At 34.1% G+C, this 15,406-nt stretch carries 13 protein-coding genes and 3 pseudogenes; 15 read left to right on the top strand and 1 reads right to left on the bottom strand.

Annotated elements, in window-relative coordinates; all coding sequences use genetic code 11:
- Positions 1-103: 103 nt before the first annotated feature.
- Positions 104-1,507, top strand: a complete 1,404-nt coding sequence (locus tag BM183_RS01210) for an APC family permease (RefSeq protein ID WP_091683803.1) — start codon at positions 104-106, stop codon at positions 1,505-1,507.
- Between the two features lie 302 nt (positions 1,508-1,809).
- Here BM183_RS01210 and BM183_RS01205 read toward each other — a convergent pair whose 3' ends face one another.
- A complete protein-coding gene (locus tag BM183_RS01205; RefSeq protein ID WP_091683801.1) occupies positions 1,810-2,151 on the bottom strand; it encodes a carboxymuconolactone decarboxylase family protein in 342 nt (113 codons plus the stop codon).
- A 620-nt stretch (positions 2,152-2,771) separates the two neighbouring features.
- Between BM183_RS01205 and BM183_RS01200 the strand changes: the two genes are divergently transcribed.
- From BM183_RS01200 to BM183_RS01135, 14 genes and pseudogenes are all read left to right on the top strand, one after another.
- The gene (locus tag BM183_RS01200; RefSeq protein ID WP_091683799.1) at positions 2,772-4,487 is read left to right on the top strand and encodes a hypothetical protein; all 1,716 of its coding nucleotides are present in this window, start codon (positions 2,772-2,774) and stop codon (positions 4,485-4,487) included.
- Between the two features lie 295 nt (positions 4,488-4,782).
- Complete coding sequence (locus tag BM183_RS01195; protein ID WP_091683796.1) at positions 4,783-5,967, top strand: iron-containing alcohol dehydrogenase; 1,185 nt, start codon at positions 4,783-4,785, stop codon at positions 5,965-5,967.
- 475 nt (positions 5,968-6,442) lie between these two features.
- The gene (locus tag BM183_RS01190) at positions 6,443-7,837 is read left to right on the top strand and encodes a L,D-transpeptidase family protein (protein ID WP_091683794.1); all 1,395 of its coding nucleotides are present in this window, start codon (positions 6,443-6,445) and stop codon (positions 7,835-7,837) included.
- Positions 7,838-8,153: 316 nt separating this feature from the next.
- Positions 8,154-8,939, top strand: coding sequence for an EFR1 family ferrodoxin (locus tag BM183_RS01185; RefSeq protein WP_091683792.1), 786 nt, complete (start codon positions 8,154-8,156; stop codon positions 8,937-8,939).
- A gap of 114 nt (positions 8,940-9,053) precedes the next feature.
- Positions 9,054-9,314 (top strand): transporter, encoded by a 261-nt coding sequence (locus tag BM183_RS01180; RefSeq protein WP_091683790.1) that lies wholly within the window; start codon positions 9,054-9,056, stop codon positions 9,312-9,314.
- A gap of 259 nt (positions 9,315-9,573) precedes the next feature.
- Positions 9,574-10,923 (top strand): branched-chain amino acid transport system II carrier protein, encoded by a 1,350-nt coding sequence (gene brnQ, locus BM183_RS01175; protein ID WP_091683788.1) that lies wholly within the window; start codon positions 9,574-9,576, stop codon positions 10,921-10,923.
- A 108-nt stretch (positions 10,924-11,031) separates the two neighbouring features.
- Positions 11,032-12,060 carry a hypothetical protein gene (locus BM183_RS01170; protein ID WP_091683786.1) on the top strand — a complete coding sequence of 343 codons (1,029 nt, stop codon included), beginning with the start codon at positions 11,032-11,034 and terminating at the stop codon, positions 12,058-12,060.
- A 292-nt stretch (positions 12,061-12,352) separates the two neighbouring features.
- Entirely contained in the window at positions 12,353-12,715 is a 363-nt protein-coding gene (locus BM183_RS01165; RefSeq protein WP_139221467.1) for a class I SAM-dependent methyltransferase, read from the top strand.
- A 255-nt stretch (positions 12,716-12,970) separates the two neighbouring features.
- A pseudogene (locus tag BM183_RS21600) lies at positions 12,971-13,063 on the top strand (acetyltransferase); the annotation flags it as partial.
- Between the two features lie 269 nt (positions 13,064-13,332).
- Positions 13,333-13,515 carry a DUF255 domain-containing protein gene (locus tag BM183_RS01155; protein WP_330392272.1) on the top strand — a complete coding sequence of 61 codons (183 nt, stop codon included), beginning with the start codon at positions 13,333-13,335 and terminating at the stop codon, positions 13,513-13,515.
- Positions 13,516-13,683: 168 nt separating this feature from the next.
- A complete protein-coding gene (locus BM183_RS01150; RefSeq protein WP_091683784.1) occupies positions 13,684-14,250 on the top strand; it encodes an MT-A70 family methyltransferase in 567 nt (188 codons plus the stop codon).
- A 245-nt stretch (positions 14,251-14,495) separates the two neighbouring features.
- On the top strand, positions 14,496-14,810 hold the full coding sequence (locus BM183_RS01145) for a YdcP family protein (protein ID WP_091683782.1): 315 nt from the start codon (positions 14,496-14,498) through the stop codon (positions 14,808-14,810).
- 20 nt (positions 14,811-14,830) lie between these two features.
- Positions 14,831-15,124: pseudogene (locus tag BM183_RS01140) on the top strand (YdcP family protein); the annotation flags it as partial.
- A gap of 100 nt (positions 15,125-15,224) precedes the next feature.
- A pseudogene (locus tag BM183_RS01135) lies at positions 15,225-15,406 on the top strand (hypothetical protein); the annotation flags it as partial.

The following is a 15,406-nucleotide window of genomic DNA, read 5'->3' as shown; positions in this document are numbered from 1 at the left end:
TCCTTTTCGTCTCTTGTCTTAAGAGAGGAAAAGGGGGCTTTTATATTCTAAATTATAAGAAAAGGACATATGAAATAGTAAATAAGGCCAACAAGGAGACTATATGGAAAAAGCAAGAGAACATAAAAGGAACAGTAACATCAATGCCGAAAGCCAACAAGACCGGAAGGAAGCAAAGGCGAATTATGGTTTACTTACAGCAACTACAATGATTATTGGAATCGTTATTGGTTCCGGCATATTTTTTAAAAGTGATGATGTATTAATCTATACTGGAGGAGATGCAAAGTTAGGAGCTTTGGTATTCTGTATCGGAGCATTCAGTATTATATTTGGAAGCCTCACTCTCATAGAATTCTCAGTTAGAACAAAGAAAAATGGAGGTTTTGTAGGATATTATGAAGATTTTATATCTAAAAGAGTTGCATGTGGATTTGGGTGGTTTCAAACGTTTATCTATTTTCCATCCGTAACTGCAGTAGTTTCATGGGTAGCCAGCCTTTATATTTTTTCACTGTTTAATATAGAGGCAGGTCTTGAAGCACAGATCATATTAGGATTCCTGCTTATGACCATGATATATGCCCTTAATATAATATCAGTTAAAGTAGGAGGATATTTTCAAAATGCATCAACCATACTTAAGCTGATTCCTTTAATAGGGTTGGCTATTATTGGATTGTTCTGGGGTGCTTCCAATCCTGAAATTCCGGCGGGTATAGAAATCATTGAAAAAAGTAAAGTAGGGTTAAGATGGGTGGCTGCTTTAACACCTATTGCATATTCCTATGATGGCTGGACTATTGCAACCAGCATTACCAATGAAGTTAAGAATCCAAAAAAGAACATGTCTCTTGCCCTTGTTATTGGCCCTTTGGTTGTGTTGGGTGTATACTTGATGTATTTTCTAGGACTTAGCAATATGCTGGGAACAGAATATCTTATGTCTACCGGTAATAACGCCGTAAATAAAGCCGGTGAATTAATATTGGGAAGCAATGGATCTAAAATTATAGTAATATTCGTAATTATTTCTGTTTTAGGTGTGGTTAATGGTGTAATCTTGGGAGGTTTAAGAATGCCTCAGGCCCTGGCAAGTAAGAATATGATTCCCAATTCTGAGAAAATCGCAGAGATACAGCCTAAGGTGGGGCTATCCCTCAGCTCCTGTTTTATTTCTTATGTTACTGCTGTTATCTGGTTAGTACTTCATTATTTAACACAAAAAACCGGAATATTAAGAAATTCAGATGTCAGTGAAATATCGGTAGTATTTAGCTATACCTGCTATATTGTATTATATATTAAAGTAATTAAGATGTGGAAAGACAAAATAGTAGACAGCTTTTTTAAGGGAATGATATGCCCGATATTTGCCATACTGGGATCTCTGATTATATTTACAGGTGGTATTGTAACAAATCCGTTCTATGTAATTATTTTCATGATCACATGCTTTATAGTTTGTATAGCTGGCTTTTTATATTATAAGAGAACCAATAAATAATAATAATGCACATGATATTCTGAATCATATATATATTCAATTATGAAGATATTCTAAATTTAGTGATGGTTTTTGAATCCTATAATATTCTGAACCATAATGGCCTTTTTGCATGATGAATTATTATGTGATCCCGAACATTATATTATTCTGTCATGTCATTCTAAGCCAGAAAGGCGAAGAGTCTCAATAATAGAAGATTCTTCGCCTTTCTGGTTCAGCGTGATAGTTTTACAGTAATCCTTTATAATAGGATAGGATAAATTTTCAGCAAAGGATATGCTAAGTTCTTTATATGATAGTTATTTCTCACCTTTTAGGACTTCTCTTGCTATTAGTAAACCTCTCATTGTTTTAGGAAATCCTGCTGTTGGAGCTACTAAAAGAATAGAGTGTTCGATCTCATCTCTTGTACATCCGCCTTTTAATGCTTTCAGGATATGTGTTCTTAAGGAAAATTCGTTTTGACATTCTGTTGATAGTGCCACTTTAATTAACCATCTTGTTTTCTCATCCAAAGGGCCGCCTTTTTCGTGAACTAATTTTCCAAAGTTTTCATAGGCATCATATATTTCACCGTGTTTTTCGATAAAGTAGTCCAGATTTTTTTCTATTACTTTGTAATTGTTTATTTCCTGATCCATTTAATCACCACCTTTGTTGTATTATTTCCAATTTTGATAATCTTTAATATATGGAAATGAATTTTTTGTTCATTAGATAGAAGAAATTGTTACTTAAATCAGAAAGGGTAGCCGATGCAAACCATCCCCCGCAGCAGTTAAGCTAATGAAAAAGTTGTGGATGAAGCCACTTTAAGTGATTTTGCAAAGCAACCGAAAGCTCCGATGCCTTTTTTATTGAGGCGGAGGGAGAAGCACTTGTCCTAATTTATCCACAGTGCTACTGCGCATTTGTGAAACGCTCTGAAAACCTTGTTCCTATGCAGTGGTGTTACTGCTCTCTAGGCTATGCATAGGAAATGTTCAGCGCGGTGACAGGACATTCTGCAAAGGCGTAATTAAGAATTTTTATCAATAAAATACTTGCTATTTTAGTATTTTTATTATATCCTAGTATACAAGTTATTGTAGTAAGTAATGATAGTAATATAAATGAAATATTAATATTTGGGGATGCTATCGATAAGATCGGTAGCATTTTTTATTTTATAGGATGCTGCAACCTGTAAAATGCAGCAAACGCTTTCTTGTTTTTTAGATAAGAATATATAAAATTTTACTTAAAATGAAAGGTGATCAAAATGAGCGATACCATGAGAATACTTTCTTTTGAAAGTCTCCTTGACATAACTTTAAAAGACTACTATACAAAAGGAAAAATATTTGAAATAGAAGAGAAGTTTTTTTATAAACCAGGCAATGAAAGTTTGGAAATGAATTTTAACGGTGAGTACTTAAGAACTCCAATAGGGCCAGCGGCAGGGCCTCATACACAATTAGCACAGAATATATTATCGGCTTATATAACAGGCTCCAGATTTTTTGAACTGAAAACGGTTCAAATCATAGATGGTAAGCAAATGCAGGAGATTATTAAGAAGCCATGTATTGATGCAAGAAACGTAGGTTATAACGTGGAATGGTCAACGGAATTATCAATAGAAGAAGCCAAAAGTGAATATATCAAAGCTTCCGTACTGTTACAGGTTATGGCAATTGAATTGGGTATATCGGATATAAAAGATTTTGCGTTTAACATAAGTGTGGGATATGACTTACAGGGAATTCAATCTAAGAAAGTATCGGAATTTATCGATGATATGAAAGAGGCAAAGGATACCGAAACTTTTAAGGAATGTATTGTTGTATTAAAAAATAATATTCATGAATTTAAGAGATTTAAATCTGAAGACATTAGCAAAATATCTTCTAATATTACAAATTTAGTTACGGTATCCACACTTCATGGATGTAAACCGGAAGAAATTATTGATATTGGTACCCATTTGATTACCAATAAAAAAATAAATACTTTTATTAAATGTAATCCAACTTTGTTAGGATATGATTATGTAAGAGAAATCTTGGATAATTTAGGATATGATGAAGTAATTATCAAAAGAGAAGACTTTGACAGTGACCTAAAATATGATAAGGCAGTTGATATTATTTCGGAATTGAAACAATTAGGTAAGGAAAACGGAGTAAGGGTTGGAATCAAGTTAACCAATACATTGGCAGTTGATAACCGCAGAGATGTGTTACCTGGCAAAACAATGTATTTATCAGGAAAACCTCTTTATGCTATTGCCCTTGGTATAGCAGCTAAATTCGCGGAAAGTTTTGAAGGCAACATTCCTATTTCCTTATCAGGAGGGATTGATAAGAACAATATAGTTTTTGTAATAAGAACAGGTATTGCTCCTGTAACATTTTCCACCATACTTTTAAAACCACGGGGATACATTAATATAAAAGATATTGTTGGTAAGTTAAAAAACGAGAATTTCTCATTTGACCGGCTTGATATAGATGGTATAAAGGAATTGGCAGAGGCTGCAAAATCAGATGTAAATTACAAAAATAAAGGGGACGGAAGAATACTGGAAGATACGCTCCCTTGCTATGACTGTTTTAAAGTAAATTGTGGTTTATGTGTGGATGTATGTCCAAACCGTGCCAACATTAAATTATATGATGACCGTTTTGATGCTCCATACCAGATTGTACACATTGAAAGCAGGTGCAATGAATGTGATAACTGCCATACCTTCTGTACAAGAGGGGGATTCCCATATTTTAATAAGCCAACCATATTTGCTGATTCAGAAGAATATAATAATTCTGAAAATGCAGGTTTTCTATCATTAGGAGAACACAAATATCAAGTTCGAAATGAAGATGGCATCGAGTATGTTTATGATGCAAAAGCAGAAAAATCTTCAGAAGGCAAGCAAATTGACATGATATTGCAGTCATTAATAAAAGATTATTCGTATTTACTTGAAAATAAATAAGAACAAAATTAGTCACAATCTTTATAGAATTCATATTTCTTAAAAAGATTGTGGCTTTTTCGTTACTATATTTTCACGTTATATGTTATTATAATAGTATAATACATATATGTTAAGAAATGCTTATAAAATATGAATACATATAGAACACTTTATACTATGACGAGTAAAGAAATGTATAAAAAATCCAGAAGAAAGGTGAAGCCTGTTTACACCCTTTGATATATACAGTTTTATGAGATTTTTTATCTACATTTCTATCCAATATCAATATTAAACTCAAAGGAGGATTACAATGAACAAATTTGAATTCTATTCACCCACAAAAGTTATTTTTGAGAAAGATGCAGAGCAGAGAGTAGGTTCTGAAATAAAGAAATGGGGCGGTAAGAAAGTATTAATACATTACGGCGGCAGCAGTGCAAAGAAAAGCGGACTTCTTGACCGTGTGGAAGCTTCTTTACGGAAAGAAAATATGGATTACGTTATGTTAGGGGGAGCCCAGCCGAATCCACGTCTTTCCTTAGTAAGAGAAGGTATAGAACTTTGCCGGAAAACAGGCGTTGATTTTATTCTTGGAGTAGGGGGAGGCTCTGCTATAGATTCCGCTAAAGCAATTGCTTTAGGAGTTCCTTATGAAGGTGATGTATGGGAGATATATGAAGGAAAGGCTGTGCCAAAAACTGCGCTTCCTCATTGTAATATTATAACTTTAGCTGCAACCGGAACAGAAACAAGTGCAAGCAGTGTTATTACCAATGAGGAAGGATGGTTAAAGAAAGGTTATAATTGTGAATTTAACCGTCCGCGTTTTACATTATTAAATCCGGAACTGCTTTATACTTTACCACCATATCAGACTGCCTGCGGTGTTGTTGATATTATGATGCATACTATGGATCGCTATTTTTCACCGGGGGGAATCAATGAAATGACAGATAGAATTGCAGAAGCAGTGTTGCGTACTACAATTCAATATGGGGCTGTATGTATGAAAGAGCCTGAGAATTATGAGGCACGTTCAGAGATTCTTTGGGCAGGAAGTTTGTCTCATAATACTCTCACCGGCCTTGGACGTAAGGGAGACTGGGCAGTACACCAAATGGAACATGAATTAAGCGGTAAATATGATGTGGCACATGGCGCAGGTTTGGCTGCAATATGGGGTGCCTGGGCAAGGTATGTATATAAAGAAGATGTTATGCGGTTTGCACGGTTTGGTGTGAATGTATGGAACTTAAATCTAAACTATGAGAATCCGAAAGAAACTGCTTTAGCTGCCATAGAGGTTACTACAGACTATTTCTGTTCCTTGGGAATGCCAATTAACATACCGGAATTAATCGGAAGAAAGGCCACAGAAGAGGAAATGCGGGAAATGGCTGTAAAATGTACTTTCTTTGGCAATAGAACTATTGGAGGCATAAAAGTATTAGGTGAAGAAGATATTTATAACATATATGTTGAAAGTAATAAATAATCTTATAATGAATGATTTATGTGGAGATAATAACTACTTTTGAAAACTGAATAAACTTTTAAAAAACTGTCATTCTGGGAATAAGTCAATATAGCCGAAATATAAATTAAGCACTGCTTTTAGAACTGTATGGAGTTCCCGATCCATACAGTTCGTTGAGCTTCGGCGTAATTCGGTCAAGAATTTATAATTGTTTCTGCTGAATTCTGGGGAAGAATCCGGGCTTTGGGAAAATTCAGGCTTATTTAAGCTCAAAGATTCCTCACATAAACAGCTCAGGATGACAGTTTATTATATTTTTTTAAAGAACTCCATGGGCTATTGCAAAAACTGATACATTTCAGTAAATTAATTTACAATTTACTTAGAAAGATTAAGAAAGAAGATGTCTTATCTGTATATTAGTTTTAATATCATATATTGGAACATATTATTATTTAGTTAGTATGTTTTTCTATATGAAAGGTATAACGCCATGAAAAATATTAAAATAAAAGGTTTCTTCAAAAGGCAGGTTGTAGAAAAGGTTGTTATTATAATAGCTTCCATTGCGCTTATTTATTTGATAATTTCATTGTATTTTATAAATCATTTTTTCTTTCGAACAGTAATAAACGGGGCGGATGTCTCCTTAAAAGCATATGATGATATAGAAGAAATATTTGAGCGTTATACCCATGATTATGAATTAATGCTACTTGAACGAAATGATGAAACGGAAAAAATAAAAGGGGCAGATATAGGATTACGGTACAATAAAAAGAATAGTGTGTCCAAGATCTATTCCATGCAAAGCTCACTGGGATGGTTCCCTTCTTTATTTAAAGAACAAAAGTATAATGTAAATGATCTATTTGTTTATAATACTGAAGAATTAAAAAGTAAAATAAATGAATTAGAATGCTTAAATAAAAAAATAATTGAGCCAAAAAACGTAGGCTTTAAGTATTCAAATGGCTCCTATTTAATGGTTAAAGAACGGTATGGAAATAAGACAGATAAGGTTAAATTAGTGAAAACTATTAAAACTGGAATATTGACAGGAGTAACAAAAATAGATTTAGATGAAAAGCAATGTTACGTAAATCCAAAGTACACTATAAATTCCCAGAAGGCTATGGAAACCAGGAAGTTATTAGATAAATATGTAAAAGCAAAAATCACATATTTATTTGGAAGTGAAAATGAAGTACTGACGGGAAATATAATAAATAAATGGTTAACAGTGGACGAAGAGTTGGAAGTAGTAATAGATGAAGCAGAGGTAATGAAATATGTGCAGGCTTTGGGTAAAAAATATGATACCATCGGTGTTACACGAGACTTTAAAACTTCTACCGGAAAAATAGTGGAAGTTAAAGGCGGAATTTACGGCTGGAAAATTAATAAGGCCAAGGAGACAGAAGCCTTGCTAGGGCATATAAAACAAGGTGAAAGTATTGAAAAAGAACCCCAATATTCGCAGAAGGCTTTTTCCAGGGAGAAAAACGATATTGGTAATACATATGTAGAAATCAACATAACCAGACAGCATGTTTGGTTTTATAAAGATGGGAAAATGATAATTCAGGGCCCGGTAGTCACGGGAAATCCAAGTAAAGGTAATTCCACAAAGCTTGGAACATTTATGTTGAACTATAAAATAAAAGGAGCAACTTTAAGGGGACCGGGTTATGAGGCAAAAGTAACTTATTGGATGCCTTTTTATGGAAATATAGGGTTGCATGATGCAAGCTGGAGATATTCTTTTGGAGGAGATATTTATAAGAGAAGAGGTTCCCATGGATGTGTAAACGCTCCGAAACATTTGGCTAAAATTATTTTTGAATATATCGAAGAGGGAACTCCAATTATTTGTTATGAAGAATAAAGAGATGCTGAAAAACTGCCCGAAGGGAAAACAGGGGCAGTTTTTATATTGTTTTTGTATTTTAGCAGAAGGATAGAGAGTAATTTCATTTAAGATATGAAGGGAAGGATTTCACATGGATATGTTCTATGTATTAGGATAGAGAATTAAGTGTATTTTTATATTCTCTGTAGTATAATTATCATATTCATAAATGCTTATGTTGGGAGCAGGACTAAGGATAATTCTGAAACCAGAAAAAGTATAACAACAACTCCCAGCCACGGTGCCTAAGGGGTATCACAATATTAATGAAGATTCATATGGGAGGAATTTTATGGATAAGCAATTAAATTTACTTTATTTAAGTGCAACTGACACAACAGCTAAGATTGTGAAAGAAATAGCATATGGTATCGGAGAGCCGGTAAAGGAGTACAATATTACATTACCGGGGGACAGGCAAAAAGAACTTAGCTTTCATAATGATGAGGTAGTAATTATTGGAGTTCCTGTTTATGCTGGGAGGGTTCCGGAATTTTTAACAGAATATTTTGTAAATGTAAAGGGAAATCATACCAAAGCAGTTTTTCTCGTTGTATATGGAAACCGTGATTATGAAGATGCTCTTTTAGAGTTAGAAGATATTTTTGAAGGGAATGGATTTATTGGTATTGCAGCAGGAGCCTTTATTGGTGAGCATTCCTATACTGGAAAGTTAGCTGCCGGAAGACCGGATGAAGATGACTTAAAGTCTGCCCGGGAGTTTGGAATGAAAATAAAAGATAAATTAATAAATATAAATGCTCATGGTAAGATAGAAAAACTTATTGTCAAAGGAAATTATCCATATAAGGAAAGAAAGTATCAACAACCTGTTGCACCAGAAACAAATGATAAATGCATTAATTGCGGAATATGTGCAACTCATTGCCCTAAGGGTGCTGTTGATCTTGTGAACTTTAGAGTCGTTGACGCAACTAAGTGTATTAAATGTTGCAGATGTGTAAAAAGATGTCCTGCTAATGCAAAGGCTATAAATCAAGAATCATTTATTCAGTTTACCCAAGGTCTAATTGATAAATTTAGTATAACAAGGCATGAGCCAGAAATATTTCTATAATTTTCCTTGTTACATACAAATTAATATATATTTGAATGGTAACATAGAATCTATATGAACTATAGGAGGTATTTTATCATACTATATTACAAAAGCATTTAAGGAATAAATTGTATGAGTCAATACGGACCTCCCGGCAGCCCACCCCCTGCAACTATTCCACGAAAACCAAGAAATTCTTATATTATTGACTGTATGTACTCATATACGTATGTATGGCCTATAAATGGAAGACCCTTCTGGTTCTATCCTACAAGTGTAGAGTATGGTGCAGTATCTGGATATAGATGGACTGGAAGTTTCTGGACATTTTATGGATTTGATCCCAGATTTATTGATCAAGTTGCGTGTTATCCAGTTCCAACTCTTTACTAAATAAATTTGAGAAAATCCACCAGTAGATTTCTTTTATGCCCTTTGTGTACAGTATTGTATATTAAGGGCATTTTTTTAAGTACAAGAGGAACTGATTGGTTACATGTTTTAAGACTAAACTGGTTAGTAAGCTGGAAACAGCCCTATCTTTTTACTTGGAAATTTAAATTACGGATTCCGAAGTAATGTCATTAGTGGTATAATTAGTTTTGCGACGAACACAATTACAAAAATACCAAAAGTTCAAGGAGGACTACTTTTGAAAGAAAGACTAAATTATAAGCAAAACATACTAATAGGTTCGTTACTATTTGGATTATTTTTTGGTGCAGGTAACTTGATTTTTCCGGTGAAAATGGGCCAGGCAGCCGGGAATAATATGCCACTGGCTACTATTGGATTTCTAATTACAGGGGTGGGACTGCCTGTGTTAGGTATTATTGCATCAGCCCTTTCGGAAAGTGAAAGTTTATATGATATGGGCAGGCCCGTTAGTTCATTATATTCAATTGTATTTACTTGCTTATTATATTTGACCATTGGACCATTGTTTGCTATTCCACGTACTGCTACAGTTGCATTTGAAGTAGGAATGCATCCGTTTATTGGAGAAGAAAATTTAAAGTTGGGATTATTTATTTTTTCCTTTATCTTTTTTGCTCTGACTTTATATTTTTCCCTGCGGCCAGGGAGGATTTTAGATTGGGTAGGGAGATACCTTACTCCTGTTTTTTTAGTTCTTTTGTCTATTTTGTTAATTGCAACCTTTGTAAAACCGATGGGACAGATAAGTCCTTATCCGCCACAGGGAGATTATATTGCAAAACCGCTGTTTACCGGGCTATTAGACGGGTATAACACAATGGATGCATTAGCCTCTCTAGCTTTTGCTATTATTATTATTTCTAACATAAAGAAGTTTGGAATTAAAGATTCACGTTCTGTTGCCATTGAAACCTGCAAATCAGGATTGGTTGGTGTTATTGGCATGGCAGTTATATATGCCTCATTAGCATATATGGGAGCTACAAGCTTAGGAAGTTTAGGCAGTGCTGAAAACGGAGGAATTATTTTATCCATGGTCAGCAATCATTATTTTGGCTCTGTAGGTAAAGTATTACTTGCGGCTATTGTTGGAATTGCGTGTTTAAAAACCTCTATCGGACTAATAACTTCATGCTCTGAAATGTTTAGTACCATGTTTCCAAAAACCATCTCTTATAAAAAATATGCAGTAGTATTTACAATTTTTTCTTTTATAATTGCAAATTTTGGATTAAACAATATAATTCAGCTATCGATACCGGTATTAATGTTTCTCTATCCACTGGCAATCACTTTGATTGTATTGTCTTTATTAGCGCCATTTATTCATAAGCAAAGGGATATTTATAAATGGACAACGGGATTTACAATTGTTGCGGCAATACCTGATTTTTGTAAAGCTCTGCCTGAAGCTATGGGAGGTAATATGGTGGTAAAACAGATTGTTAAATTCGCTCATTTATATTTGCCCGGATTTGATTATGGATTTGGTTGGATAGTACCGGCATTTTGTGGGTTTCTTATTGGGTTGATTATATGGGGAGTTCGTGCAAAAAAAGCATAGTATCTTCTAAAAAAACAAGTAATCTAATTAATAAAAGGGTAAGTCTAAAACGTTAATCTGGTATGTAAAAAGAACTTATATAATAATAAATCCTATAGGAGAAGTTTTATGAAGGATAAAACACTGGAATATTTAATAAATAATTCTTGCCCAACTATAGCCATGCGGATTAGAGAAGAAATATATGAAGAAAAGCTTAGTAAAGCAGAAAAAGTTGATTATTTTACTGAAATCATAAATCAAACAACAGTTAAGAAAGTATTAGAATGGCAAGGTAAGGAGGGCTATTTTGGTACAAGATTTCATACTCCCCCTTCCAACAGTAAGGTATGGTCACATGAAGGCTGTGTAAGATATTTACTTGAATTGGGGCTGGACCTTAGTTTTCTGCCATTAAAAAAGGCACTGGATGTATTACTTTTAGAAGGATGGGAAAAAGAATGTACTGGTAAGGCAGCGGAAATCTTTGGTGCCGGTAATATTAAGGCAAGTCTTTTTGCACAAGCTGGGTTAGAAGATTATGATTTTATGAAACAATGGATAGAAGTAGCATTACAAGCCTTTCGATTTATTTATGAAGCTCATGATTTAACTGATATTGCAATTCCATATAAAGATAAGCAGATATTCGTTGAGGGAAAATACTTACCTATCATATACCATTTAAGAATACTTGCATTTACATACTCTTGGAGGAACGATAAAAACATAGCTATGATAATGGAAGCTTTTAATAAATTATATAAATGGCTGCCCATAAAGCCTATATATATAAAATATAAATCCCAATTAATTGCTCCAGGTGGCAATATAGCTTATGAATATAATAATGACTTATTTAAGATAGAAAAGAAATTTGCATTTCATTGGCTAAGCTTCTATGAACTGATAGCTCGTATGGGGATGCTTTATGATAAATCACCTTTTAGGAAGCATTTTGAAAGTCTTTTGTCATACCTTAAAGAGAACCATGGATTCTTTTTAGAAAAGTATGATAAAAAAGCATTTGTTTACTGGTCCGGATACTCTGGTATGAGTCTGGAAGACAATTGGAGAAGCCATAAAAATCAGATTAACGACCTGACTTTCCGCGTATGCTTAATTGAGGCATTGGCGGATAGGGCATGTATATATTAAATCGTTGTTGACAGTAATTATTATGCAATGTAATATAAGAATATAATTTAATAGAAAAGGTGATGGAAGTCCGGCATACCAGATGTCATAAAATCAGTGACTTGAGTATGACTGGAAAAGAGTAGATGAAATCAATTCAATAGGTTAAATTCTAACTGTTTTAAACAGTTTAGTTTTTGTACCTAATGTTTGATTTTGTTTTACTCTTAACCTTTCTTTACCTTAGGAAGATTAGCCGTAGAGTAAAATCTACGGCTTTTTATTTTGGCCAGTTATGGAAGGAGAAATGATTATGTTCAATGCTATGACTAAAATTTTAGAAAGACCTGCTCTTTATAAAAACACAGAGGTTGCATTTTGGAATGATGAATACATTTCCAAACAAATGCTCAAAGCACACCTTGACCCCGAATTTGAAGGTGCAAGCAGAAAATTAAAGTTTATAGAAAAATCCGTTGCATGGATAAAAGAAATAGTACCCCCCTCAAGTTACCCGTTACTTCTTGATATAGGGTGTGGACCTGGAATATATGCTGAAAGGTTCACGGGAATAGGCTATCAAGTAACTGGAATTGATTTTTCAATACGGTCAATAGACTATGGGCAAAACTCGGCTATAAAGCAAGGTCTAGATACAATTCCTTCAGAAGAGTAGTATAATGGAAAAGAATATATTAAAGTATTTGTGTTATAATCTCATGTGAACATGAAAAATAAAGAGAGCAAGTTATTAATTCAATTATTTATGTCTAAATATTTAACGCAGATTCTCATATATATATGAAATAATAAAATTTAAGGAAGTGTCTTGTAATGTTAAAGAGAATTAGAAAGTTTAGGAATGTGGCAGTGTGACCTAAGTTAAGGAATAAATAAAAACTTAAATTTAGGAGGACAAGATGAATAATACTATACTGTTATAGGAGGAAATCCTGCAAAACATATAAAAGAAAGATTTGATAAAGACAAGATAGATATGTTACTTGAAATGAAATGGTGGGATTAATAACGTAGATATATTGTCTAGTTCGGATATAAGTAAATTGTATAAATACTGAATCAATTTAAAATAATGGTATATTTTGAATACAGCCTTATTTATTTAATGTACAACAGGTTATGGGCATAACTACTATATTTATTACTTTTAAATTATGAAGCAGTAAACTCATAAAAAATTATCCTCAAAAATAAAAGCTATGGGATTATATCTCATAGCTTTTTCGGGTATAGTAATAAAGATAAAAAATGAATGAAGGGGAGCGTGATAATATGCCAAAAGAAAAAATAAATGAAAAAGCTAATAAGCTGATAAATGAAAAATCACCATACCTATTACAGCATGCATATAACCCAGTAGATTGGTATCCATGGAGAGAAGAAGCTTTTGCAAAGGCTAAGGAAGAAGATAAACCAATATTTCTATCCATTGGTTATAGCACCTGCCACTGGTGACCAGTTTGTAAAAGCAAGTATATATTATAAACTAAGTATGAGATTTTGACGTTCCTAAAGTGGAGCGTCTTTTTTTTTGCCCTTTAGAGAGAGCTTTTTAATATAGAGGTATCGTGAAAATGATACTCTTTTTAGGCGTTCAGAAATGAGTGCCTTTTTCTTGTCTATATGAAAGGAGATGAAACATTGAAATATAACATAATTTACGCCGATCCGCCGTGGCAATACCGCCAAAGCAAGGGGCAGGGAGTTGCGGAAAATCATTACCTCACGATGCCGATTGAGGATATTTGTAATCTTCCTGTTAGCTCCATAAGCCATAATGATAGTATTTTGTTTTTATGGACGACATTTCCCCAACTTCCAGAAGCATTAACAGTAATGAGGTCATGGGGATTTACTTATAAAACAGTTGCTTTTGTATGGGTAAAACAAAATAAATCAGGTAATGGTTTCTTTTTTGGGCTTGGCTACTGGACACGTTCCAATGTTGAAATATGTCTGTTGGGTGTGAAAGGTCATCCAAAAAGAGTTTCAAAAAAGGTACACCAGCTTATTGTCAGTCCATTAGAACGGCATAGTAAGAAGCCTGATATTATAAGGGAAAAGATTATTGAGCTTGTAGGAGATTTGCCCCGTATTGAACTGTTTGCCAGACAGGAAACGGCTGGATGGGATATATGGGGAAATGAAGTGAAAAGCAGTATTTCATTGGAAAGGCTGTGTAAGCATTGAAACAAGTACGATCCCGTTCCCCTCCGCATATCATTCTGTGGAAATTCAGTCAGTTAAAGCTGATGGAAATATCCCTTATTCTGCTTGATTGCTAATTACCTGTTTGAATGGGATTTTATCAAGGGTGCGAAAGCACAACGCTTGCCCTTGATAAAGCACAGGCAGACAGGTATATTCTGTAAAGCAGAATGAGGACATAACTCTGATGAACCAGTTACCATTTTGAGAAAGGAAAGGTAAAACATATGGAATTGAAATTTGTTATCCCAAACATGGAAAAGACATTCGGCAGTCTGGAATTTGCCGGAGAAAACAAAGTAGCACAGCGAAGAATCAACGGGAAAATGACCTTGCTGTCACGTAGCTTTAACCTGTACTCGGATATTCAGAGAGCAGACGATATTCTTGTGATTCTTCCGGCAGAAGCAGGCGAAAAGCATTTTGACTTTGAAGAAAAGGTAAAACTGCTTAACCCACGCATTACCGCAGAGGGCTATAAAATAGGCACTCGTGGTTTCACGAATTATATTTTGCATGCCGACGATTTGGTAAAAGCATAAGGAAAGAGAGGGATTATTCTATGAGATTAGCAAATGGAATTGTAATTGACAAGGACGCAACCTTTGGTATGTTGAAGTTCTCTGCTCTCCGTCGTGAGGTTCATATCCAGAATGAGGACGGAACGGTATCAGACGAAATTAAGGAACGCACCTATGATTTGAAATCAAAAGGTCAGGGCTGCATGATTCAAGTCAGTATTCCTGCTGCGATTCCGCTGAAAGAGTTTGATTACAACGCAGAAGTGGAACTTGTGAATCCTGTGGCGGATACCCAATGTCGTCAACTTAAGGACACTACCGTCATATTGTATATTTATTTATAGGTGTTTTGGTTAAAATGCGAATTGACAAACAAATGTTCCCTTCAAAATTTTATTAGATACATTTTATCTATTAAATTTTGGAGGGATTTTTATGTCTATTCGTAATAACTTAAAGGATTTTTTTCAAGAAATGAATACTCTTCTTACTTCTAATGAGTTTATTGAACAACACAGAGCAAACAATTCAGCATTTTCAAGAACGAGGAAGTTATCCTTTACAGATATTATTCACTTTCTTTTAACACTTCCTCAAAAATCATTGTCCGTATCTTT

This window comes from Anaerocolumna aminovalerica (assembly GCF_900115365.1).
Lineage (GTDB): Bacteria > Bacillota > Clostridia > Lachnospirales > Lachnospiraceae > Anaerocolumna > Anaerocolumna aminovalerica.
This window is presented reverse-complemented; position numbering and strand designations above follow the sequence as displayed.

What these genes read in the sequence shown, in the direction of transcription:
- BM183_RS01190 (WP_091683794.1), top strand. Translation starts at nt 6,443, where the DNA reads ATGAAAAATATTAAAATAAAAGGTTTCTTCAAAAGGCAGGTTGTAGAA.
- BM183_RS01185 (WP_091683792.1), top strand. Translation starts at nt 8,154, where the DNA reads ATGGATAAGCAATTAAATTTACTTTATTTAAGTGCAACTGACACAACA.
- BM183_RS01165 (WP_139221467.1), top strand. Translation starts at nt 12,353, where the DNA reads ATGTTCAATGCTATGACTAAAATTTTAGAAAGACCTGCTCTTTATAAA.
- BM183_RS01205 (WP_091683801.1), bottom strand. Translation starts at nt 2,151, where the DNA reads ATGGATCAGGAAATAAACAATTACAAAGTAATAGAAAAAAATCTGGAC.
- BM183_RS01150 (WP_091683784.1), top strand. Translation starts at nt 13,684, where the DNA reads ATGAAAGGAGATGAAACATTGAAATATAACATAATTTACGCCGATCCG.
- BM183_RS01195 (WP_091683796.1), top strand. Translation starts at nt 4,783, where the DNA reads ATGAACAAATTTGAATTCTATTCACCCACAAAAGTTATTTTTGAGAAA.
- BM183_RS01180 (WP_091683790.1), top strand. Translation starts at nt 9,054, where the DNA reads ATGAGTCAATACGGACCTCCCGGCAGCCCACCCCCTGCAACTATTCCA.
- BM183_RS01155 (WP_330392272.1), top strand. Translation starts at nt 13,333, where the DNA reads ATGCCAAAAGAAAAAATAAATGAAAAAGCTAATAAGCTGATAAATGAA.
- BM183_RS01145 (WP_091683782.1), top strand. Translation starts at nt 14,496, where the DNA reads ATGGAATTGAAATTTGTTATCCCAAACATGGAAAAGACATTCGGCAGT.
- BM183_RS01210 (WP_091683803.1), top strand. Translation starts at nt 104, where the DNA reads ATGGAAAAAGCAAGAGAACATAAAAGGAACAGTAACATCAATGCCGAA.
- BM183_RS01170 (WP_091683786.1), top strand. Translation starts at nt 11,032, where the DNA reads ATGAAGGATAAAACACTGGAATATTTAATAAATAATTCTTGCCCAACT.
- BM183_RS01200 (WP_091683799.1), top strand. Translation starts at nt 2,772, where the DNA reads ATGAGCGATACCATGAGAATACTTTCTTTTGAAAGTCTCCTTGACATA.